A 20239-nucleotide genomic window follows, 5' to 3' on the forward strand; every position below is an offset into this window, starting at 1 on the left:
TTATGGTTGGCATAACGATCGATGGGCAAAGGCTGGATGTGGAGCCGGGTTCCACAATACTGCAGGCAGCGCAGCGGCTCGGCATCGACATTCCGACCTTCTGCTATCTGAAGCGGCTGCCGCCGCTGGCATCGTGCCGCATGTGCCTGGTGGAGATCGAGGGGCTGCGGCGGCTGCAGCCGTCCTGCGCCACCGCGGTCACCGACGGCATGGTCGTGCGGACGAACACGCCGCTGATCGACGAGACGCGCTCCTCCATGCTCGACATGCTGCTTGCCAATCATCCCCTCGACTGTCCGATCTGCGACAAGGGCGGCGAGTGCGAACTTCAGGACATGGTCGTGGCCTACGGCCCCCGCAGAAGCGAGTTCCGAGATCCCAAGCGCGTCTTTCACTCCCGCGACATTCGCCTCAGCCCGGTCATCATCATGAACGTCAACCGCTGCATCCAGTGTCAGCGCTGCGTGCGGATGTGCGAGGAAGTGGTGGGCGCCGTTGCCCTGGGCACCGTCGAAAAGGGCATGGATACTGCCGTTACGGGCTTCGAGGGCAGTCTCGCGAGTTGCGACCAGTGCGGCAATTGCGTCGAAGTCTGTCCCGTCGGGGCGCTGATGAGCTTTCCCTATCGCTACAAGGCGCGCCCCTGGGACTTGGCCGAGACCGATACGGTCTGCCCGCATTGCGGCACCGGCTGCCAGCTCACCGTCGGGGCGCGCAAGGGCGAGTTCATGCGGGTGCGGTCCAAGGAGGAGCACGGGGTCAACCGGGAGACGCTCTGCGTGCGCGGGCGCTTCGGCCTGGACTTCGTCGAGAGCCGGGACCGGATCAAACGGCCGATGGTCCGTCGCGATGGCGCTCTCGTCCCGGTATCCTGGGAGGAGGCCGGGGACTATCTGCGCCGGAGCCTGGCGGCCGTCGAGAACAGGGCAGCGGGTGGGCTCGCCTCTGCGCGCCTGCCCAACGAAGTGCTCTATCAGTTCCAGAAGCTGATGCGAACGGTGTTCCGGACCAATAACCTTGACTGCTCGTCACGCTGGTCCGCCCCCTTCGACGCGGTCGGCCCGTTGCTCGCAAGCTTCTACACACGTGCTCCACTGCAGGAGGTTATCGACAGAGATTGCGTGCTCGTGATCGGCGGCAATGTGACGGAGGAAAATCCGGTTACCGAATACCTGCTGCGCGATGCAGCACGGCGACGGCAGGCCGGATTGCTCATGCTGTCGGCGCGGCCGTCGCGTCTCGACGCCGATGCCCGGCTGGTGGTGCGCGTACCGCCGGGCGGAGAGGCGGCAAGCCTTGCGGCGGTGGTGGCCGGGCTGCTGCCGAGCGAGGCTCTTGCGGATATCGGCGAGACTACCGGCGGCGAAGGACCGGACCGCTTGGTTGCCGCTCTCAAGGAAGGCCGCAGCGTTACCCTGCTTGTCAGCGTCGGCCTGCTGAGATCGCCCGAAGCGCGCGCGACGATGCAGCAGGTGAACAACCTGCTGCGGGTTCTTCAGCTGCTCGGCAAGGAAGTTGCGCTGCAGTTCCTCTTCGACCGCGCCAACCAGCTGGGCGCCTGGGATATGGGCGTTCTGCCGGCGGCCCTGCCTGGGCTGCGGCCGGTGGCAGACGAAGCGACGCGATCTGCCCTCGGACGGTCCTGGAACGCCGAAATTCCTTCCGAAACAGGCTCGGATATCGACGCCATGCTGGATCTTTGCGTCGACGATCGAATGGGTCTGCTCTACATCGCCGGGACCGATCCGCTGGTCGCCTATCCCGACAGAAATTTTGCGAAGCGGGCGCTTGGCGCTGCCGGTCTTCTGATCGTGCAGGACACCTTCCTCACGGATACGGCCGGTCTCGCCGACGTCGTGCTGCCTGCGGCGGGTTACGGCGAGGAGGCCGGTACATTCACCAACAACGAGGGGCGCGTCCAGAAGGTCCGCAAGTTCCGCGAACCTGCCTTCGAGGCGAGAGGCAATCTGGAGATCTTCGACTTTATCGCGGCGCTGCGCCACCAGACATTACTGCCATCGTCGCAAGCCGAGATTTTCGAGGAGCTCACCCGGCTCGTCCCGGCTTATCAGGGTTTGACCGACGACGGGCTCGGCTCCGACGGCGCATTCACAACGGCGATCCCGACGCCGCCCACCGGCGTGTTCTTCGCGGCGCCGCGGCCCCCGAGCGTTCACGACGGCCTCGTGCTGGTGACCGGCGACGGTCTGTTCCACAACGGATACTATTCCGAGCGCTCGGAGATCCTGAATACGGTCGCCGGCGATCCCTATGTCGAACTGAGCACGCCGGATGCCGCGCGACTTGACCTTTCGGATGGCGATCTGGTGGTCGTGCGATCCGCCCGGGGCGAGCTGACCGCGAAGCTCAAGATCAACAGGAGCTTCCCGCGCGGCCTCGTCTTCGTTCCCGAAAACTACAGGGCCCTGCACCTCAACGGCCTGATGCGATGGGGTGAATATCCATGCCCGGTAGAGGTTCAACGGGCGCCTGCGATCTCCGAGATCGGCTCGCACGCTCCCGCGGTCGGCGGCAAGAATTTCGGCCAGGGCATGGCCGGCGACTCCCTCTGACCGCACTCACGGCAATTGATATCCTCTCAGTGGTAGTGGGTCCCGCGAATGTAGTCGTGCAGGTCCTGCTCCGTGCGCTGCGCTTCGTCGAGCCGGTGCTTGACCACGTCGCCGATGCTGACCACGCCGACGACGTCGTCGCCCTCCATCACCAGTACGTGGCGGGTGCGCCGCTGCGTCATGATCGCCATCACAAAGGGGAGTAGATCCTCGGTCGAACAGCTCGCCACGCTGCGGTTCATGATATCAGCGACCCGCATCAACGCCGCCTCGGCACCGTATTCGGCCATGGCATTGCAACAATCCCGCTCCGACAGCGTCCCGAGGAACTCCCCGACCGACTGGCTGACGACCACGAAGCCGATATTGTTATCGCGAAACAGCCGCAGCACTTCCACCATAGGCTGATCCGGGGTGACCGCAATCACTCCGACACCTTTGTTCTTCACGATTTCGCCGACAAACATCTGAGCCTCCTGTCCAAGCACGTCGGTTTGACAACGAGCGCGCGTTCACCTTCGCCGGATATTTCGCCACCAGTTGTAGCCCTGCGGCTCGTTCGTCTCGACCAGCACGTCATTTTCCGTGTTGAGGCGTGCGGCAACCACGCCGCCGCCGGTCGCCGCCTTGCCGGGCTTGGCGAGCAGGTCGTCGCGTCCGATCACCAAATCGCGCGAGGAAAAACTCGAGAATTCATACTGTTGGCCGAGCGCGATTGCATCCGCCGGGCAGGCGTCCTCGCACAGGCCGCAGAACAGGCAGCGGGCAGTGTCGATCTCGAACTTGATCGGGCGCCGGTTGCCCTTCTCATCCTCGTAAGGGACGACCTCGATGCAGTAGCAGGGACAGATCCGCGCGCAGAGCTCGCAGGCCACGCACTTGATCTCGCCCTCTTCGTCACGCTTCAGGAAATGGTGGCCGCGATAACGCGAATAGGGCAGCCATTTCTCCTTGTCCGGATACTGCATGGTCACGGTCTTGGAGAACATGTAGCCGAAGGTCAGCCCCAGACCCTTCGCCAGGTCGGCGAAGAACGTCCAGCCGATCCATGTTCCGATCATGTCCTGTGCGCGCGACATCGCCGCCCCGCTATGGAGCCATCGCGGGCTCCGTTAAGAGAAAGCAATCCCAGTAATAATTATGTTCGCCATCGACAAAGGAAGCAAGACTTTCCATCCGATCGCCATCAGCTGGTCGTAGCGGTAGCGGGGGAAAGTAAAGCGGAACCACATGAACAGATAGACGAAGAAAGCGACCTTTAGCGCGAACCAGAGGAGCGGCGGCAACGGGATCAGCACGCCGTTCCAGCCGCCGAAGAACAGGATCACCGTCAGGACCGACACCAAAAGCATGATGACGTATTCGCTGACCATGAAGAAGGCGAAGCGGATGCCGCTATACTCGGTATGGAATCCCGCGCCGAGATCGCCTTCCGCCTCCGCGAGGTCGAAGGGAATGCGCTGCGCTTCTGCGAGCCCCGCGACGAAGAAGACGAAGAAGCCGATCGGCTGGTAGACGATGTTCCAGACGTCGGCCTGGGCCCGCACGATTTCGAGCAGGCTCATGGATTGCGCCAGCATGACGACGCCGATCACGGCAAAGCCCATCGGGATTTCGTAGCTGATCATCTGGGCGCAGGTCCTGAGGCTGCCGAGGACCGCGTATTTGCTGTTCGCCGCCCAGCCGCCGATGATGACGCCGTAGACCTCCAGGCCGATCACCGCGAAGACGAAGAGCAGCGCCACGTTCATGTTGGATACGTAGAGGGTGATTTCGTTGCCGAGCACCGAAACGCTCTCCCCGAAGGGGATCGCGACGAACACGACAAAGGGCGGGGCGAGCGCCAGGATCGGCGCCAGCTTGAACAGGAAGCGGTCGGCCTCGGTGGGGATGTGGTCTTCCTTGGTGAGGAGCTTGATGCCGTCCGCCACCGGCTGCAGCAGTCCGTGCCAGCCCACGCGCATCGGCCCCATTCGCTGCTGGATGTGCCCGGCAATCTTCCGCTCTACCCAGGTCAGTGGCAGGGGCAACAGCAAGAGGATCGCAATCAGCAGCGCGACCTTGAAGACGATCAGGCCAAGGGCAACGACAAGCTCCATGATCCGCGGCTACTTATCCAACAGTTGAAACGCGCGACCGGACTTTCTCCTTGACTATACACTAGCTTGGCGTCGTCTGTCTCTGAGCTGGTGGGTGTACTGGCTCTGCGATGGTAGTAGTGCTGGGGACCGACTAAGCTCGCAACGGCAGATGCATCCGCTGGGGCTGAGGGGGCTGCCCACCCGGAGGAGGTCCGGTCTGGATGGGCGGTTTGATATGGACCTCCGTACTTGTCCGCTAAATGCACGGACAGGCGCATTCGTTCCTATCGTCTTCCATTCGCAAATGAACCATTGCCGCCGTCGTGAGTTTTCCTGGCATGACAGTCACAAGCCAGGAGGAACATGGCATGGATTGGAATCGCGTCGAAGGTAACTGGAAACAGGTAAAGGGCAAGATCAAGGAGCAGTGGGGCAAATTGACCGACGATGATCTTGACCAGATCAACGGTAACATGGATCAGCTGGAGGGCAAGATCCAGGAGCGGTACGGCATCGAGAAGGACCGTGTGCACCGGGATCTCGATGACTGGTACAATCGACAAACCTGGAATTGATGTCCAGGAACTAGCCCCGCCTCGTGCGGGGTTTTCCTTGCGTGGGGGAAGGTGACGTTGCGGTGTGATGGCGTGCGGTCCTCCAAAACGCAAGCGAGAACCCTGTGCATCACGCAAAGCCCCGAGTTGCATCGCCGCCGCTTTTCAAGCATCCTTGAAAATAAGCCAGTCAGCCATCTTGCGCGGAGGCGAAAAGTGTCCCATCAGCCCAACGCCGTTGACGCTTTCGTCGGTCATCGTATTCGCCTCCGCCGCAAGGGGTTGGGGATGGACGAGAAGACTTTCGGCACGGCGCTGGGTGTGTCGGTGGCACATGTCCGAGGGTACGAACAGGGGACGGGCCGCGTGAGCGCGGCCGAGTTGCTGACGATGGCGGACATTCTACAGGTGCATTTTTCTTTTTTCTTCGAGGACGCGCCGGGGTCGGCGGACGGCGGGGTGCCGATGACGGTTGGGCGGAGGGACGTGAGCAGATCGATGGTTTTCCAATCGAGAATCGTCAGACGGTGGCACATCATCCGCCCCGGTCTCTGGGGCGGCAGGACCTTGGGCCTATCGGTCGGTTGAGGTGATCTTGACGGGGGCGGGCTATCACCTCAGGACGTTCGGAGAATTGCGGCTGATCGATGCGGCTGGCGACGCTGTCGCGTGTCCGGAGCGCGGCCTATTGATCCTCGCCTACCTCTCGGCATCCGGACAAAAGGTCGCTACCCGCGACAAGCTCGCGACCATGGTCTGGCCGGACAGGGAAAAGAGCGTCGCGTTCAAAAACCTGCGCTCGACATTATGGCGCATGCAGCACCTGGTGACGCCCGCGGGTGCGATTCTGTCTGCCACGGAGACGCAGGTGGCGCTGGGGCCGTTGTCCTGCGACGTCTCCGATTTCGAGAGCGTAGAGGGCTCGGAAGAGAGCTTCCGCAATGCCCTCTCGCTCTGGCGCGATACGTTCCTGTCGTCGGCGGATCTGCCGTCCGGGCGCTATGCAAGCTGGGTGATGGAAAAGCGGCGCGGTTTCACGGAGGTGCTGCGCAGTGCACTCATCGAGGCGGAACGACGGTCGGCGGACCGGTCTACGTTGCGCGCCGCCTGTGCGCATCTGCTGGAACTCGACCCCTCGGATGGAGCCGTTCGCGAGATCCTCCAGCGCGTCTGCCACGGCCAGTTGCTGAGAGTCAGGGCGCCGACCGAGGCAACTTTGCAGCAAGGCGAATTCTCTGAATGGGGGACGCAAGCGGGCGGGTCGGAAACCGTGCGTTTGCCGCGTGTCGCGCTGCTTCCGCCAGCCGCCTTCGGCAGCGATCCGATGCTCCATGCCGTCAGCGTGGCGGTGATCGAGGACATAACCATCGGGCTCTGTTCGCTGCGGTCGATGACGGTCGTCGCACCCTATACCGCCGAGCGCATCCGAGAAGCGGCGGACAAGGCGGCGTTTCTCGAGCGGCACGGCGTCACCTACGCGCTCGATTGCCGCATGTCGGACCAGGGGCTCTTCACGCAGCTCATTTTCCTGCCCACCGACCAGATCGTCTGGGCCGATCGCTTTCCAATCTCGCCCGCGGGCCTCGTCAAGCAGCGGCAGGATATCGCCTACCATGTTGCCCGGGCGGTGACGGAGCAGGTGGAGACGAGACAGGCAGACCACTTCGATTTCGTGACGCATCCGGAGGCTTACTATGCCTATCTCGGGGGATTGCGACATCTTTCCGGACTCGGCCTCCCGGATGTTCGCAGGGCGCGCCGCGATTTCCGCGAGGCATTGAAGTATAGGCAGGACTTTGCACCGGCGCTGAGCGGCATTGCCCGAACCTACGTCAATGAATGGCTTCTAACCGCCCGCGGCGACAATGACCTCCTTTTGACAGCGGAGCGCCATGTGAAGGACGCCATTGCGAGCAACGATCATCTCCCTGCGGCTCACCGCGAAGCAGGGGTCGTAAAACTCTACCAAGGCGATCTGGACGAAAGCCTTGATTCCCTCGACCGGGCAGAGCAGTTAGGCCCGCACTATGCCGACGTTCTTTACAGCCACGCGGATACGCTGGTCCACGTCGCGCGTCCGGCCGAAGCTCTTGACAAGCTCGGTAAGGCGCTGGCGCTCAATCCACTAGCACCGGATGCCTATCTGTGGAGTGCCGCGGGTGCCAGCTATTTCCTAGGACAGTACGAGGAGTGCATCGGTTTCGTTCAAAGGATGAAGGACAAGACGCCGGCTGACAGAATCGTCGCTGCAAGTTGGGCGATGCTTGGCGACCGAAAGAAGGCGCGGCAGCACAGGATGCGGGCTTTGAAGGCAAACCCGTCTTTCGACTTGGACAAATGGTTGGCCGTCGTTCCGATGAAGGAGCAATGGCAGAAAGATCTTTATCGAGAAGGGCTGAAGAAGGCGGGCTTTTAACCGGGGCTTAGGGGGGAATATGGCCAAAGTCGTTGTGATCGGGATTCCGGGTGAGCCGGGCCTTTGGGTGGCAGATCTTGGAAACAGAACAGTCACGCCGCTTGACTCGGTGACGGGCGATCTGGCGATCGTGAACGGGTTCCGAAAGCCAGGTGCCGTCATCGCCAAGAATGTCGATCTCGCGGTGGCCGTATCGTCGATCGATGATGTCTTTGCGGGCCACTTTGACGGCGACCGAACCTGACATTGTAGGTTTGGCGAACCTTGGCGATGGCCATTCCGACCGGTCGTGCACGCCGGACGAAACTTTTCATCGCGTCCGGCCCTTCCTTGCCGCCTTCGGCGTGACGCGGGTCGCCCGGCACACGGGGCTCGACAAGGTCGGCATCCCGGTCTGGTGCGTCTATACGCCGAATTCCCGGTCGATCGTCGTCGCCCAGGGTAAGGGGCTGACAGACGCGGATGCGCGGGCATCCGCGGTCATGGAGGGGCTGGAGCGGGCAGTCGCCGGCGAGCCGGACGTGGACGCGATCGCGGAGACGCCGAACAATCTGCGTGCCTCCGGCCGCGCATTCGATTGCCTCCGCGCTCTGATCGCGGCGGGTCGAGACGATATCCGGCCGAACGAGGCAATAGAATGGGTCGGCGGCACCGATCTGATCTCCGGCCACGACCTCCTCGTGCCGCTCGAAGCGGTGCGCCTCGACCGTACGAGGCCTTCGCGTTTCTGGATGTCGTCGGACGGGCTGGCATCGGGCAATAACATGCCGGAGGCAATCCTGCACGGCCTGCTGGAGCGGGTCGAGCGCGACGCGCATGTTCTCTGGCGCGTGTCCGGCGAGGAGGCCCGCCACCGGGCATGCGTCGCCCCCGAGGATCTTGACGACCCGGCACTCGACGTGCTCGTCGACCGCATCCGGGCGGCGGAGCTCGAATTGCGCCTTTTCGACATCACCAGCGACACCGGCATCCCGTGCTTCCTCGCGCTTCTCGGCCCGCGCGGCACGGCGACCGCCGGCAATCTTCGCTTCGTCGAGGTGACGAGCGGTTGCGGCGCGCATCCGTCCGCCGTCCAGGCTGCGGTCCGCGCGGTGACGGAAGCGGCGCAGTCGCGGCTCACCTATATCGGCGGCGCCCGCGACGACGTCTATGCCGAGACCTTCAGCCGGCCATTGCCGGAGTCGACGCGGCGCGCCTTTCTGGCAACGCCGCGGCCGATAACGACGCCGGTCGCTCGCACCGGCGCGCCGGTCGAGACCTTGCTGAGGCACACCATCTCCAGCGTGCGGGAGGTCGGCGTGCGGTCTGTCATCGTGGTTAGGCTCTCTCGTGACGATCTGCCCTTCGCCGTCGTCAAAGTGCTGGTGACGGACCTCGAGACTCCCGACGGCGAGCGAGCGCGCCGCTTCGGGTCGCGTGCGCTGTCGAAAGCAATTTCGTCGTGAGGCCGCGCCGCGCCCGAAGCTTTCTGTGCCAAATGGAACTGCAAGGGACGGGCGAGCGCGCGTAAATTACCTGGGCGCGGATTGGCGAAACGATCGCGTAACACCACTGAAGGGTGTGCAACGCTCGTGCAACGCGCGCGAACGGGAAATTCCTTTATAGTCCCTTCGCGAGGGTAGTACAGGCTATGGGGGTTCGAATGACTAACTCTGTCTCGGTATCAGCCGACCATGAAGCGGAACTTGCGAGCATTACCAGAATGCTGGCCCATATCCGCGACAGCGCCCGCGCCTTAGACGCGCAGGCGCTGGAGTATTGCATCGATATGGCGCTTCAGGCTGTCACCAGCGAATTGCGCGATCGGCGTGAGTTTGCAGCCGCAGGAGCCGATCTGGGGGGCGGGATTCGCCTGCTGCAGTGAGCATCCCTGCGGATTCCTTTTGGCAGTAGTGTCTTTCACAGGGATTCAGCAGCGCTGCCTTCGCGGCGCGTTTAGCCCAGGACTGGCTGGCTTGCTTCTTGTGGCAGCACGGAAATGACGGCCGGTGAGGCCGGCAGGCTGCGGTCGCGTCCTGTGGCGTCTGATAGAAGACACGGCGCCGGAGTCGCCCACCGCTACCGGTCGAGTTCCGGATAGACCCTGTCGAGAAAGCCTGGCCGGAGTTTTTCACCGATCATGCAATCTGCCGCCGTCTCGCCCGCCGCGAAGCTGAGCGTGGGGGGAGGGGTCACCCCGCTCACCTCGAGAATCAGCTTCTGCCGGATCGCGATTGCGAAATCCTCCGCCTCGTGCACCGGAAGAACGAAGGAGCCGGGCCCGCCGATCACGCATTCCGCATAGTACTGATCCAGCGGACCAGTCGACACGGAAGGGCGGATCAAGATCGAGAGCCCATTGATGACAATGCCCCGCGCAACGGCGTCGTTGCGGGCAGGGGCGACGGGCGGGCCGGTATTGTTCGGGCCATCGCCGGAAATGTCGATGACGCGGCGCACGCCCGAAAAGGCATTGGTGTCTATCAGGCTCGTGCCGAAGATGATCGCGTTCGAAATCGAGGTGCCGCGCCGCGTTCCGATCGGTCGGGCTTCGATCTTTGCCGCGAAGGCGTCGGCATCCTCGGCACCTTCGATCACCTGCCAGGTGACGACAGAAGCCTCGTTCACCATGCCCGCCCATTCGAAATAGCCGATGGCAATGCGGCCGAGATATCCCCCTTTCACAGCGTTGATGAAATCCGGGTGCCGGAGCGCCTGCACATAGCCGGAACGCTGCACCCGCGCTTCCTCCATGTCCATCGAGCCGGACATGTCGACAGCGAGAACCAGCTCCACATCGACATTCGGGGGCGTGGCAGCCGTCTGCATCGGGCTGCCACTGAGTGCCATGATCAATGCCAGCATGCTCAACATCGCATCCGCCAATCGTCATGATCTACAGTCGGTTTTCCGAGCCCGCGTCTCGAGAACGCCGGGCTTCAAGACAGAATGTACCACAGGATTGCAGATCGGCGACTGTCGCCGTCGGGCATGATCTCAATATTATTTGATTGCGGCGCCTGCGAGGGAAGCGCGGCTTGAAGAGTCACCTTGAAAGAAGGGGACCAATCCGCGTTTTGCAGCGATGCGCCGGGTCGCCTTGCACCCAATCTGGCCATGATCGCCCAGCAGAACCTCGTCATGCTTCACTTTCCGGACAAGGACATCGCCCTCATCGATCGGCTGCAGCGCGCCGCCTTCGACTACTTCCTTGATTACAGCAATCCGCGAACGGGACTCGTCGCCGACACCTCGCGGGAGGGATCTCCGTCGAGTATCGCAGCCACCGGCTTCGGGCTGTCCTGCTATCCGGTTGCCGTTGAGCGCGGCTGGATGCGGCGGACGGATGCGGCCCACCGCGTGCTGACGACCTTGCGCTTTCTTGATGGCAGCCGGCAGGGAAGCGACGGGCTCGCAACGGGATATCGCGGCTTCTACTTCCATTTTCTGGACATGCGAACGGGCGAGCGCGCCTGGAACAGCGAACTCTCGACCATCGACACGGCGCTCCTTCTGGCGGGCGCGCTGACGGCCGCGGCCTATTTCTCGGGGCCATATCCGAGCGAAACGGAAATGCGCAGTCTTGCAGCGCGACTATATGAGCGGGCGGATTGGGCCTGGGCGCTCAACCGCGGCGAGACGGTGACGATGGGATGGAGGCCCCCGGGACGTTTCCTGAAGCACCGTTGGTGTGGCTATAGCGAGGCGCTGCTTCTCTATGTCCTGGCGCTCGGCTCGACGAACCGACCCATCGCGCCGGAGAACTACGGCGCCTATTCGGCCGCGCACGAATGGCTGGCGATTGGTGGCGTGCCGCACCTGCACGCTGGCGCTCTGTTCATCCATCTCTTTCCCCATGCCTGGATCGACTTCCGGGGCATAGGTGACGTGGGAATGCGGGCGGCAGGCAGCGACCATTTTGCGAACAGCTGCCGGGCGATCGCACTTCAGCGCGCGTATGCGGACGAAAACCCTCGCGGCTTTATGGGCTATTGTCGCAACCTTTGGGGCTTCAGCGCCTGCCATGCGCCGAGGGGCTGGCTGCAACTGCGTGACGGCCGGCGGCAAAAGCTCCTGGGCTATGCGGCGCGGGGCGCTCCTTTCGGTGCCGATGACGGCACGCTGGTCCCTTGGGCGCCGCTTGCCGCGATGCCTTTCGCGCCGGATGACTGCCTCGATAGCCTTTCCCATCTGCTGGCGCACTATCCTGCACTGCTACGCGGCTGCCGCTTTCCCGGCGGCTTCAACCCGAGCCTGCCGGGCGAGGGGCGCGAGGGCTGGGTCGATGACAGGATTGTCGGGCTTGACCAGGGGCTGTCCGTCATGATGATCGAGAACTGGAGAAGCGGCCTCATCTGGGACCTGACGCGAAGCGTCCCAGGCTTCAGCCGTGGGCTGAAAAGGGCAGGCTTCGAAGGCGGCTGGCTGGCATCCGGCGCGGCTTAATGGGATGGAGCATGGGGCAGGGGCATCGGGTGAGCGCGGCGGTGAAAGAGGCAGCGGCCGCGATCGAATGGCTTGTGGTCTCCGTTCCCGAGGTCGACTGTTCGGTCGCGACCTCTGACGCACATTTCCATTCGCCAGACGCTTTCTGGTCGGAGCCGGCAAACCTCGAGGCCTGCCTGGCCTATCAGGACCGTTTCGCGTCCGGCATGGACGACAAGGTTCGAGCGGCGCACCTGGTCGCCTTCTACAGCCATCAGCTGAGCCTTGCGGCGGGCGCGATCTATCTTGTGAGCGGCGTTGTTCCGGTGGTCGCGGGCCTGCGTTTTGAAACCTATTTGCGTGAACACGACGGGCGGACGCTTGCCGCCGGCCGCTTTCATTTCCTCGTCGACCTTCCGCGGAGCGAGAGTGAGATCGAGCCGGACGAGCCGGCTCGACGCTTCCACGATGCCTTCGTTGCGCATCTGAAGCCGGTGATCGCGCTGCTGAAACGCCGCTGCAGCCTGTCGGCGCGCGCGCAATGGCGGCTGGCCGCGGACGGCCTCGCCGGCGCTTTCCTGGAGATCGGGCGGCGGCGGCAACGGGAGGACAGCGCGACGGAGCAGGCGCTGACGATCGTCAAACGGGCCCACTCGCCGCTTGCCTCGCGGCAGCTTCATTACGAAAGGATCGAAGCGGCCTGCGGTAGTGGGAGAGAGCTTCGCTCCAAGACCTACCGGATCCGCGGCGGCTGTTGCCTCTTCTACCGTGCTGAGGGCGGCAGCTACTGCGATACCTGCGTGCTGCTCGAGCCCGAACTTCGACGAGAGAGGCTGCGGGCCCACCTGCTCGAAAGCGAAGCGTGAGGCGCGGCCTGACCGCGGTCTTCTCCCCGCACGCGGCCCGCAGGCGGGGAGAAGGGACAAGCGGCGAAGGCGCGGGGCCGGTTAGTTCACCCGGAGAAACCGGTCGTTGATGAAACCGGAGACGATGCCGAGCACCAGCCAGAAGGCGAGCGTCGTCGCAAGCGCGGCGACGGCGAACTCGGCGCCGAGCACCGCCGGCACGTTGCTGGAGATGTCGGGTGGCTGCGGCGCACCATAAAGATGGGGAGCGGCGACAAGGACGAGACCTGCGAGCTTGGCGACGAGTTCCGGGCGGAGTGCCAACAGATAGAGACCCACGGCCGAGAGCAGCACAGTTGCCCCCCACCAGAGCTGGCGGTCGCTAAGCTCGGCGGCGGGAAAGCCCGGCAGTTCCGGCGGCAGGCCGACGGCCGGAAGCAGGTGCACGGCGAGCCAGCCGAAGGCGCCCCAGAGCGCGCCGTTGGCAAGCGTGATCGGGTAGCCGATCATCAGGCTGATGCCTGCAAGCAGCAACGAGAAGCCGGCGCCGGTGACCAGATTGGCGGCAAGCGTGCCGGAGAAGCGGCTCATGCCGAACATGATGCCGCCTTCCTCGTGTTCTTCGCCCTCATGGGCATAGGCGGGGGTGACCGGCGAAAGCGCGGCGAGCATCTCGCTCAAGGTCGGCGCGCCGCTCAGCGACGAATGCTGCTGATGATCCGTGGCCGCCGGCTGCTCGCCCGCGGGCTGCCCGGTTGCAGCCGGCGCTTCGCCTTCGAATTCTTCCGCGTGCAGGATGAGCGGCGTGACGCGCAATTCCTGGGCGCCGGTCATGAAGACGCCAGCGATCAGCCCGGCCACGACCGCGGCCAGAAGTGTCTTGACGATCATTGTCGATTATCCTCAGCGGGCGTGGCCGCCTTGCGGTAAGCCCGGCCCGATTCCATGGACGCAAACCGGCGCTTGAACGCGCGGGCGCGTGCCAGACGCACGACGCGCGCTCCGAGCACCGGAGGGTCGATTGTTGTGTCGCTCGGCGTGGAACGCGGTATGCGCTCCATGACTTCGCTTAGTGGCAGGGGAAGCCGTAGGAATGGCGCGTGTCGTGTGCCGTGTCATGCAGCACGGCCGAATTCGCCAGGCCGGCGCCGAAGACGAGGAAGCCGCCGATCATGAGGGCGATGATGCCCGCGGTCAGACGGTCGCTGAGGGAGAGCGGAACGCTCGAAACTGTAGACGTAGCCATGACAACCTCCGTGATGGCAATGGGATATTCCCGTTGGGCACTATGCCCGCATCGCTTGGCAGGTTTCCTGGCTCGCAGCGTCAGGTGCCCAGGCTAGCCCAGTCACCAAGGATTTGCCTCGCCTTCCCAGATGCGAACCGCCCTCTCGCGGTTTACCCAGTGGCTTTCTTCCGGATCGCTCCGGAACGGCAAATTCACGCTGCTCTACAGTCGCGGGGTCGGCCGTGATTGAGATGCCCAGCTTGGGTCCATCCGTCACATTCCCGTTTACTCCCGAAACACGTTCGCATTCCGGGAACCAACCGATCAGCGATGATTAGGTGTGGACGCCAATGATGTCAATCGCGCCGCAGTGGAAAGTGCAGGAGAGGGTTGCGCGCATTTCGCGTTGCAGCACCACATGGGGAACAACTCCTGATGACTATATTGCATCCTTCGGTTATCTCTTGGGCAGCGCGCGCGGCCGCCGCCCGCATAACCGATCTGGAGTCTGTGCGATGATTGCTCTTGTTGCTGCCCTGGCCTTTGCCGCGGTCATCGGATCCGGACTTATGGCTGGGCTCTTCTTCGTCTTTTCCGTCTGCATCATGCAGGCGCTGGCGCGATTGCCGGCAGAACAGGGCGTTGCTGCCATGAACGCGATCAACGTCGTGATTCAGAATCCGCTGTTCTTCGCCGCCTTCATGGGCACGGCGCTGCTCGGCTTGATCCTCATAGCTGCCGCTTTCATCTGGGGCGGAGAGGGGAGCTATCTGCTGGCGGCGGGCGGGTTCGTCTATCTCGCCGGCACATTCGCGGTGACGATGGTCTTTAACGTTCCGCTCAACAACGCGCTGGCGAATGCCACTTCGGTCGAGGCCGCCACCGAAGTGTGGCAGCAGCGCTACTTGACCGATTGGGTCTGGTGGAACCATGTGCGAACGATCGCTTCGATCGGCTCGCTCACCCTCTTCGTTCTTGGCTTCCAACGCGGCTGAAGCCTAGACAAGTGGACGTGAGGCTGCAGCCTAGACAAGTGAATGGTGCGGCCGCAGCAATTCAAAGTGCGACAGCGACCTTTGCGCGTCTGATAAGACGCGCGTCGCTGAAGGGAGGATACAATGGCAGTCCGACGCATCGTGCCCAATCTTCAAGTATCCGATCCGCAACGCGCGCGCAGTTTCTATACGGATCTGCTTGGCCTCAGCGTGGTGATGGATCACGGCTGGCTGGTCACCTTTGCAGCCGAGGGCGGATCGGCAATGCCGCAGGTAAGCTTTGCCATTGAAGGCGGATCGGGAACGCCGGTGCCGGCGCTCTCGATCGAGGTGGACGATGTCGACGAGGTCTATCGGCGCGCGAAGGCGGCCGGCATCGAGATCGTCTATGATATCACTGACGAACCTTGGGGTGTGCGGCGTTTCTTCGTGCGCGATCCGCTCGGCAACATCGTCAATATCCTCTGGCATTGAGCGTGGGACGGCGCGCCGCGCACCGGATCACACAGTCGTCAGCGCGTTCGCAACATCGGCGACCAGGTCGTCCGGATGCTCGATGCCGATCGACAGGCGGATGGTCGATTCGAGCACGCCGATCCGGCGCCGCACCTCGATCGGCACGCCCGAATGAGTCATCGCGGCCGGGTGGCTCGCAAGCGATTCCGTGCCGCCGAGGCTGACCGCGAGCTTGAAGATCTGCAGGGCGTTCAAGAAGCGGAAGGCTGCCTCCTGGCCGCCGGCGATGTCGAACGAGAAGGTCGAGCCGGCGCCGGTGCATTGCGCGGCAAAGGTCCGCCCGACCGGCGAGGCTTCGTCGTGGAAGGGCAGATAGTGGATCCCTTCGACTTTTGGGTGGTCGCGCAGGAATTCGGCGACGATGCGGGCATTCTCGTTCGCCTTCTCCATCCGGACCGACAGCGTTTCGAGCGAGCGGCCGAGCATCCAGCAGGAATGCGGGTCGAGCTGCGTGCCGATCGAGCCGCGAAGCGCCTTCACCTGTTTGATGAGCGCCTTTGAGCCCAGCACGGCGCCGGCGATCAGATCGGAGTGGCCGCCGACATATTTGGTGAGCGAATAGAGCGACAGGTCGGCGCCATGGTCGATCGGGTGCTGGAAGACCGGGCCGAGCAGGGTGTTGTCGCAGGCGACGATCGGCCTTTGCCCCTGTCTTTCGCCGATTTTTTCGGCAATGCGGCGGATCATCGCGACGTCGACGAGGCTGTTGGTGGGATTGGCCGGCGTTTCGACGAGGATGGCGGCGACCCGGCCCCTGCTCATGGCCTCCTCGGCGGCGGCGCTGACGGCCGCTTCGTCCACGCCGTCGGCAAAACCGACCGCATGGATGCCGAGGTTCAGAAAGGTCTTGGCGAGCAGCGTCTCGGTGCCGCCGTAGAGCGGCTGCGAATGCAGGATTGCGTCGCCGGGCCGGACAACGGCAAGCAGCGTCGTGGCAATTGCCGACATGCCGGAGGAGAAGAGCGCGCCGGCTTCGGCCCGTTCGTATATGGCAAGCCGATCCTCGACGATCTCGCTGTTCGGGTGATTGAAACGGGAATAGACGAGCCCGGCACCGACGCCCGCCGGCGGCTCGCGCCGCCCCGAGACGAAATCGAAGAAGTCGCGGCCTTCCTCGGCGGAGTGGAAGACGAAGGTGGAGGTGAGGAACACCGGCGGCTTGACGGCGCCTTCCGAGAGCTCGGGGTCGTAGCCGTAGTTCAGCATCAGCGTTTCGGGATGCAGTTTGTGGTTGCCGATATGGGTCTTCGACGGATGCGGCGCGGTCATGGTTTCTCTCCCTGGGCGCGAGCGGACTCCACTATCCGCCAATTTATATCAAACGCCTGGGCTGATCCTTGCTATTTGCGATCACTTCGTTTTGATGAGCGCAAGTTTTTGCCGAGGTTACAGCAAGATGACGCAGAAAATTGCCGACGAGATGGATCGCCGCATCCTGAAGGAACTGGTCGCCGATGCCCGGATCACCAATAACGAACTGGCCGAGCGCGTCGGCCTTTCTGCGTCTCCCTGCCTCAGGCGGATCAGGCGTCTGGAGGAATCCGGCGTCATCCGCGGCTATACGGCGCTCGTCGATCCGGTCATCGAAGGCTGGACGATGACGGCGATCGCCACGGTCCGCCTCAGCCGCCAGCACGAGGACGAGATCGTTATGTTCGAAGAGGCGATCCGCGGCTGGGACGAGGTGCTCGAATGCCACCTCGTCACCGGATCACGCGACTACGTGCTGAAGGTGATGAGTTCCGGCCTCGAGCACTATGAGCGCTTCATCAAGGAGAAGATCGCTCGACTGAAATGCGTCGCTTCGATCGAGACGAGCTTCGTGATGAACACGATCAAGGAAAGAAGGATCTAGCGCGTGACTGCCGCTCATCGTCGGGTTGTGCCGATTGACTGTGCGGGAGCGGAAGGCGACATTGCCGCATGCGTCGCTTGGCTATCGGGCGACAAAGTGACACCGCCCGCAGCGTGGAGGCCCGCCATGGAACACCTTCAACAGACGGACCTGTCGACGGCGACGCGGCCTGCCCCGCGCTATCTGGCAAACCTCTTGCGGTCCTTTTCGACGAGCGGCCTGCTTGTCGGCGTGATCTTTTTCGCGGTCTCTTTGACCCCGAGCCTCATTCCTCATCCCTATCTGATTCAGGCGGTGATTTCCGGCGCTTCGCTCGCCGCCGGCTACGCAATCGGGACATTCCTGCGCTGGCTCTGGTCCTTTTTCGAACTGCCCGAGCCAACGACGCGGCGGGCGCGCACGCTGAAGATCGCTGCCGCCATCGTCTGCATAGCGGCAGCTGCCGTGTTTCTCTGGCAGGCAGCCGGGTGGCAAAATACCGTCCGTGGCATCATGGGGCTTGAGCCCATCGAAAGCACCGAGCCCATCAAACTCGGCCTCATAGCCTCCATGGTGTTCGCCGCTCTCATCTTCCTGGCACGGCTCTTCCGGTTCACCTTCAGCGTTCTTTCTCGCTGGCTGCAAGTTTTCCTGACGCGACCGATCGCCAACGCCCTTGGCGGGCTCATCGCCCTTGCGCTCTTCTGGTCGCTGACGAATGGCGTGATCTTCAAGTTTGCGCTTCGTGCCGCCGACAGTTCGTTCCAGCAGCTCGATGCGCTGATCGATCCCGACGTCGCGCCCCCGACCGATCCCGCCAAGACTGGCAGCGACGCGTCGCTGGTGCGCTGGGACGAGCTTGGGCGGCAGGGGCGGAAGTTTATCGCCTCGGCGCCGACGGGCGGCGAGATCGGCGCCTTCTACGGCGGCGCGGCGCCCACCCCCGTGCGCGTCTATGTCGGGCTGAACTCCGCGGAGACGGCGCGCGATCGGGCGAAGCTGGCTTTGGAAGAACTGAAGCGCGCCGGAGGCTTCGAGCGCAAGTCGCTGATCGTCGTCGTTCCGACCGGCACCGGCTGGATCGATCCGGCAGCGCTCGATCCGCTCGAATATCTGCTGCATGGTGACGTTGCGAGCGTTGCGGTGCAATATTCCTACCTTACGAGCTGGCTGTCGCTGCTCGTCGAGCCGGGCTATGGCGCCGATGCGGCAAACGCGCTCTTCGACGAGGTCTACCGCTATTGGACCACGCTGCCGAAGGACCGGCGTCCGAAACTCTACCTGCATGGATTGAGCCTCGGGGCGATGAATTCGCAAGGGTCGGTCGATCTCTTCGACGTCATCGGCGACCCGTTCCAGGGTGCGCTCTGGAGCGGCCCGCCCTTTCAGAGCGGGCTCTGGCGCTCGGTGACGGCGGACCGCGTCGCCGGTTCGCCCGCCTGGCTTCCGCGCTACCGGGACAGTTCCGTCATTCGATTTACCAACCAGGAGAACGCGCTCGACATCCCCGGCGCGCAGTGGGGCGCGATGCGGATCGTCTATCTGCAATATGCCAGCGACCCGGTGACCTTCTTCGATCCGCACGCCTTCTATCGCGAGCCGGACTGGATGAAGGCGCCGCGCGGGCCCGATGTTTCTCCGGCCTTGAATTGGTTTCCCGTCGTCACCGGCCTGCAGCTCCTCGCCGACATGGCCTTGGCCACGACTTCGCCGATCGGTTACGGCCACGTCTACGCGCCGGAGCACTATATCGATGCCTGGGTGGCGGTGACCGATCCGCAAGGCGTGACGGGAGAGGACGTCGCGCGGCTGAAGGCGGAATTCAAGGGCAGGTTCTGATCGGCACTACCGCGTCGCCGAATTGGCGAGCAGGCCGTCCATGGCGGCGATGATCTTGCGGTGCTGGTGGGCGTGGCGGGTTCGAAGGCTTGTCGCGGCATAGATCGCCTGCGGAATGATCGGCGCATCGGCGACCACAACCGCGGCGCCGTCGTTGGAAAGCCGCTCGGCGGTGGCGCTCGTCACAAAGGCGGCGCCCCCGAGGGAGCGCAGCAGCCCGATGATCGCCATGTTCTGCCCGGCGGCGAGCGAGGCGGCGGAGAGGTGCGGCAGCGCGAGGCGATGGGCGCGGTCGAAGGCGGGCGACAAGCTGGAGCGGATATAAGTGTCGGGCCTCACGCCGGCCAGATCGCCGGCCTCCGTACTGACCAGCACGTAATGCAGTTCGCCGATCCGTTCGTAATGAAGATCAGGCAGGTAGTGGGGTGTGTAGAGAATCGCCAGGTCGAGTTCCCCGGCGGCAAGATCGCGGTTCATCTGGCCGGAATAATCCGCCTCCATGTAGATTTCGGTCGCCGGCAGCTCGCGGCGGATGGCGGCCACCCATTGGCCGGCAAATGCATGCGCGAGGTCATGCTGTATGCCGAGCCGCATCGAGCGCTCCAGGGCGCCGGCGCTCGCGACTGCGCGCGTTGCCTCATGCCATTGATTTTGCAGGGCCTTCGCATAATCGAGAAAGCGCAGGCCCGAGGCGGTCGGGACCGTCCCGCCCTTGTTGCGGGTGAAGAGTTTGCGGCTGAACTGTGCCTCGAGCGCCTTGATGCGGTGGGAAACCGTCGACTGCGTGATGTTCAGCCGCTCGGCGGTGCGGTTGAAGTTCCGCGTCTCCATCAGATCCAAAAAGGTCTCGATCAAGTCGACTTGCATCTTGGGGCTGCTCCTCACGCCTGCTGCAATCAATCTAATCGAAAAGGTCGATTAATAAAGCCGAAACTCGCCGCTTGATGGCGCCGG

At 63.5% G+C, this 20239-nt stretch carries 21 protein-coding genes and 1 riboswitch; of the genes, 13 read left to right on the plus strand and 8 right to left on the minus strand.

Annotated elements, in window-relative coordinates; genetic code table 11:
• The first annotated feature begins 2 nt into the window (after nucleotides 1-2).
• A complete protein-coding gene (gene nuoG / locus ATC00_RS07510; protein ID WP_037387180.1) occupies nucleotides 3-2573 on the plus strand; it encodes an NADH-quinone oxidoreductase subunit NuoG in 2571 nt (856 codons plus the stop codon).
• 26 nt (nucleotides 2574-2599) lie between these two features.
• Here nuoG and ATC00_RS07515 read toward each other — a convergent pair whose 3' ends face one another.
• Genes ATC00_RS07515 through nuoH form a run of 3 tightly spaced genes read right to left on the minus strand, consistent with a single transcriptional unit; the run spans nucleotide 2600 to nucleotide 4672 of the window.
• A complete protein-coding gene (locus tag ATC00_RS07515; RefSeq protein WP_064252422.1) occupies nucleotides 2600-3040 on the minus strand; it encodes a CBS domain-containing protein in 441 nt (146 codons plus the stop codon).
• A 45-nt stretch (nucleotides 3041-3085) separates the two neighbouring features.
• The gene (locus ATC00_RS07520; protein WP_037387176.1) at nucleotides 3086-3652 is read right to left on the minus strand and encodes an NADH-quinone oxidoreductase subunit I; all 567 of its coding nucleotides are present in this window, start codon (nucleotides 3650-3652) and stop codon (nucleotides 3086-3088) included.
• A 33-nt stretch (nucleotides 3653-3685) separates the two neighbouring features.
• Complete coding sequence (gene nuoH, locus ATC00_RS07525) at nucleotides 3686-4672, minus strand: NADH-quinone oxidoreductase subunit NuoH (protein ID WP_037415175.1); 987 nt, start codon at nucleotides 4670-4672, stop codon at nucleotides 3686-3688.
• 350 nt (nucleotides 4673-5022) lie between these two features.
• Here nuoH and ATC00_RS07530 point away from each other — a divergent pair, with 350 nt between their 5' ends.
• The 6 genes from ATC00_RS07530 (at nucleotide 5023) to ATC00_RS07555 (ending at nucleotide 9488) form a co-directional block, all read left to right on the plus strand.
• Nucleotides 5023-5229, plus strand: a complete 207-nt coding sequence (locus ATC00_RS07530; protein ID WP_037387172.1) for a CsbD family protein — start codon at nucleotides 5023-5025, stop codon at nucleotides 5227-5229.
• A gap of 267 nt (nucleotides 5230-5496) precedes the next feature.
• Nucleotides 5497-5796 (plus strand): helix-turn-helix domain-containing protein, encoded by a 300-nt coding sequence (locus ATC00_RS07535; RefSeq protein ID WP_082912130.1) that lies wholly within the window; start codon nucleotides 5497-5499, stop codon nucleotides 5794-5796.
• A gap of 7 nt (nucleotides 5797-5803) precedes the next feature.
• A complete protein-coding gene (locus tag ATC00_RS07540; protein WP_064252514.1) occupies nucleotides 5804-7624 on the plus strand; it encodes a hypothetical protein in 1821 nt (606 codons plus the stop codon).
• Between the two features lie 19 nt (nucleotides 7625-7643).
• A complete protein-coding gene (locus tag ATC00_RS07545; RefSeq protein WP_037387169.1) occupies nucleotides 7644-7868 on the plus strand; it encodes a hypothetical protein in 225 nt (74 codons plus the stop codon).
• Nucleotides 7831-9069, plus strand: a complete 1239-nt coding sequence (locus tag ATC00_RS07550) for a YcaO-like family protein (RefSeq protein WP_037387165.1) — start codon at nucleotides 7831-7833, stop codon at nucleotides 9067-9069. The genes ATC00_RS07545 and ATC00_RS07550 overlap by 38 nt, the downstream gene beginning before the upstream one ends.
• Before the next feature lie 185 nt (nucleotides 9070-9254).
• Nucleotides 9255-9488, plus strand: a complete 234-nt coding sequence (locus tag ATC00_RS07555) for a hypothetical protein (protein WP_037387162.1) — start codon at nucleotides 9255-9257, stop codon at nucleotides 9486-9488.
• Nucleotides 9489-9682: 194 nt separating this feature from the next.
• Here ATC00_RS07555 and ATC00_RS07560 read toward each other — a convergent pair whose 3' ends face one another.
• Nucleotides 9683-10477 (minus strand): DUF1194 domain-containing protein, encoded by a 795-nt coding sequence (locus tag ATC00_RS07560; protein ID WP_064252423.1) that lies wholly within the window; start codon nucleotides 10475-10477, stop codon nucleotides 9683-9685.
• A 243-nt stretch (nucleotides 10478-10720) separates the two neighbouring features.
• Here ATC00_RS07560 and ATC00_RS07565 point away from each other — a divergent pair, with 243 nt between their 5' ends.
• Together ATC00_RS07565 and ATC00_RS07570 are read left to right on the plus strand one after the other, a co-directional pair.
• Nucleotides 10721-12049 (plus strand): glucoamylase family protein, encoded by a 1329-nt coding sequence (locus tag ATC00_RS07565; protein WP_082912151.1) that lies wholly within the window; start codon nucleotides 10721-10723, stop codon nucleotides 12047-12049.
• A gap of 11 nt (nucleotides 12050-12060) precedes the next feature.
• The gene (locus ATC00_RS07570; protein ID WP_234782259.1) at nucleotides 12061-12894 is read left to right on the plus strand and encodes a ferric iron reductase; all 834 of its coding nucleotides are present in this window, start codon (nucleotides 12061-12063) and stop codon (nucleotides 12892-12894) included.
• Nucleotides 12895-12975: 81 nt separating this feature from the next.
• Here ATC00_RS07570 and ATC00_RS07575 read toward each other — a convergent pair whose 3' ends face one another.
• A complete protein-coding gene (locus ATC00_RS07575) occupies nucleotides 12976-13764 on the minus strand; it encodes a CbtA family protein (RefSeq protein WP_064252425.1) in 789 nt (262 codons plus the stop codon).
• 178 nt (nucleotides 13765-13942) lie between these two features.
• Nucleotides 13943-14119, minus strand: a complete 177-nt coding sequence (locus ATC00_RS07580; RefSeq protein WP_037387155.1) for a CbtB domain-containing protein — start codon at nucleotides 14117-14119, stop codon at nucleotides 13943-13945.
• 40 nt (nucleotides 14120-14159) lie between these two features.
• Nucleotides 14160-14437, minus strand: a riboswitch (cobalamin riboswitch).
• 179 nt (nucleotides 14438-14616) lie between these two features.
• Here ATC00_RS07580 and ATC00_RS07585 point away from each other — a divergent pair.
• Both ATC00_RS07585 and ATC00_RS07590 read left to right on the plus strand, forming a co-directional pair.
• Nucleotides 14617-15096 carry an anthrone oxygenase family protein gene (locus ATC00_RS07585; protein ID WP_064252426.1) on the plus strand — a complete coding sequence of 160 codons (480 nt, stop codon included), beginning with the start codon at nucleotides 14617-14619 and terminating at the stop codon, nucleotides 15094-15096.
• A 123-nt stretch (nucleotides 15097-15219) separates the two neighbouring features.
• On the plus strand, nucleotides 15220-15570 hold the full coding sequence (locus ATC00_RS07590; protein ID WP_037387149.1) for a glyoxalase superfamily protein: 351 nt from the start codon (nucleotides 15220-15222) through the stop codon (nucleotides 15568-15570).
• A gap of 27 nt (nucleotides 15571-15597) precedes the next feature.
• Here ATC00_RS07590 and ATC00_RS07595 read toward each other — a convergent pair whose 3' ends face one another.
• On the minus strand, nucleotides 15598-16881 hold the full coding sequence (locus ATC00_RS07595) for a cystathionine gamma-synthase family protein (protein WP_037387146.1): 1284 nt from the start codon (nucleotides 16879-16881) through the stop codon (nucleotides 15598-15600).
• A 127-nt stretch (nucleotides 16882-17008) separates the two neighbouring features.
• Here ATC00_RS07595 and ATC00_RS07600 point away from each other — a divergent pair, with 127 nt between their 5' ends.
• Together ATC00_RS07600 and ATC00_RS07605 are read left to right on the plus strand one after the other, a co-directional pair.
• Entirely contained in the window at nucleotides 17009-17467 is a 459-nt protein-coding gene (locus ATC00_RS07600) for an Lrp/AsnC family transcriptional regulator (RefSeq protein WP_037387143.1), read from the plus strand.
• Nucleotides 17468-17593: 126 nt separating this feature from the next.
• Complete coding sequence (locus tag ATC00_RS07605) at nucleotides 17594-19285, plus strand: alpha/beta hydrolase (RefSeq protein WP_064252427.1); 1692 nt, start codon at nucleotides 17594-17596, stop codon at nucleotides 19283-19285.
• Nucleotides 19286-19291: 6 nt separating this feature from the next.
• On the opposite strand, the gene ATC00_RS07610 is transcribed toward ATC00_RS07605, so the two are convergent.
• Nucleotides 19292-20152, minus strand: coding sequence for a LysR family transcriptional regulator (locus tag ATC00_RS07610; RefSeq protein WP_064252428.1), 861 nt, complete (start codon nucleotides 20150-20152; stop codon nucleotides 19292-19294).
• Between the last annotated feature and the right edge of the window lie 87 nt (nucleotides 20153-20239).

Origin of the sequence: Sinorhizobium americanum (assembly GCF_001651855.1) — a bacterium.
GTDB classification, from domain to species: domain Bacteria; phylum Pseudomonadota; class Alphaproteobacteria; order Rhizobiales; family Rhizobiaceae; genus Sinorhizobium; species Sinorhizobium americanum.

Coding starts and splice junctions, on each gene's coding strand:
- ATC00_RS07530 (WP_037387172.1), top strand. CDS start 5,023: ATGGATTGGAATCGCGTCGAAGGTAACTGGAAACAGGTAAAGGGCAAG.
- ATC00_RS07560 (WP_064252423.1), bottom strand. CDS start 10,477: ATGTTGAGCATGCTGGCATTGATCATGGCACTCAGTGGCAGCCCGATG.
- ATC00_RS07515 (WP_064252422.1), bottom strand. CDS start 3,040: ATGTTTGTCGGCGAAATCGTGAAGAACAAAGGTGTCGGAGTGATTGCG.
- ATC00_RS07520 (WP_037387176.1), bottom strand. CDS start 3,652: ATGTCGCGCGCACAGGACATGATCGGAACATGGATCGGCTGGACGTTC.
- ATC00_RS07575 (WP_064252425.1), bottom strand. CDS start 13,764: ATGATCGTCAAGACACTTCTGGCCGCGGTCGTGGCCGGGCTGATCGCT.
- nuoH (WP_037415175.1), bottom strand. CDS start 4,672: ATGGAGCTTGTCGTTGCCCTTGGCCTGATCGTCTTCAAGGTCGCGCTG.
- ATC00_RS07610 (WP_064252428.1), bottom strand. CDS start 20,152: ATGCAAGTCGACTTGATCGAGACCTTTTTGGATCTGATGGAGACGCGG.
- ATC00_RS07570 (WP_234782259.1), top strand. CDS start 12,061: ATGGGGCAGGGGCATCGGGTGAGCGCGGCGGTGAAAGAGGCAGCGGCC.
- ATC00_RS07550 (WP_037387165.1), top strand. CDS start 7,831: ATGTCTTTGCGGGCCACTTTGACGGCGACCGAACCTGACATTGTAGGT.
- nuoG (WP_037387180.1), top strand. CDS start 3: ATGGTTGGCATAACGATCGATGGGCAAAGGCTGGATGTGGAGCCGGGT.
- ATC00_RS07590 (WP_037387149.1), top strand. CDS start 15,220: ATGGCAGTCCGACGCATCGTGCCCAATCTTCAAGTATCCGATCCGCAA.
- ATC00_RS07595 (WP_037387146.1), bottom strand. CDS start 16,881: ATGACCGCGCCGCATCCGTCGAAGACCCATATCGGCAACCACAAACTG.
- ATC00_RS07600 (WP_037387143.1), top strand. CDS start 17,009: ATGACGCAGAAAATTGCCGACGAGATGGATCGCCGCATCCTGAAGGAA.
- ATC00_RS07580 (WP_037387155.1), bottom strand. CDS start 14,119: ATGGCTACGTCTACAGTTTCGAGCGTTCCGCTCTCCCTCAGCGACCGT.
- ATC00_RS07555 (WP_037387162.1), top strand. CDS start 9,255: ATGGGGGTTCGAATGACTAACTCTGTCTCGGTATCAGCCGACCATGAA.
- ATC00_RS07585 (WP_064252426.1), top strand. CDS start 14,617: ATGATTGCTCTTGTTGCTGCCCTGGCCTTTGCCGCGGTCATCGGATCC.
- ATC00_RS07565 (WP_082912151.1), top strand. CDS start 10,721: ATGATCGCCCAGCAGAACCTCGTCATGCTTCACTTTCCGGACAAGGAC.
- ATC00_RS07545 (WP_037387169.1), top strand. CDS start 7,644: ATGGCCAAAGTCGTTGTGATCGGGATTCCGGGTGAGCCGGGCCTTTGG.
- ATC00_RS07605 (WP_064252427.1), top strand. CDS start 17,594: ATGGAACACCTTCAACAGACGGACCTGTCGACGGCGACGCGGCCTGCC.
- ATC00_RS07535 (WP_082912130.1), top strand. CDS start 5,497: ATGGACGAGAAGACTTTCGGCACGGCGCTGGGTGTGTCGGTGGCACAT.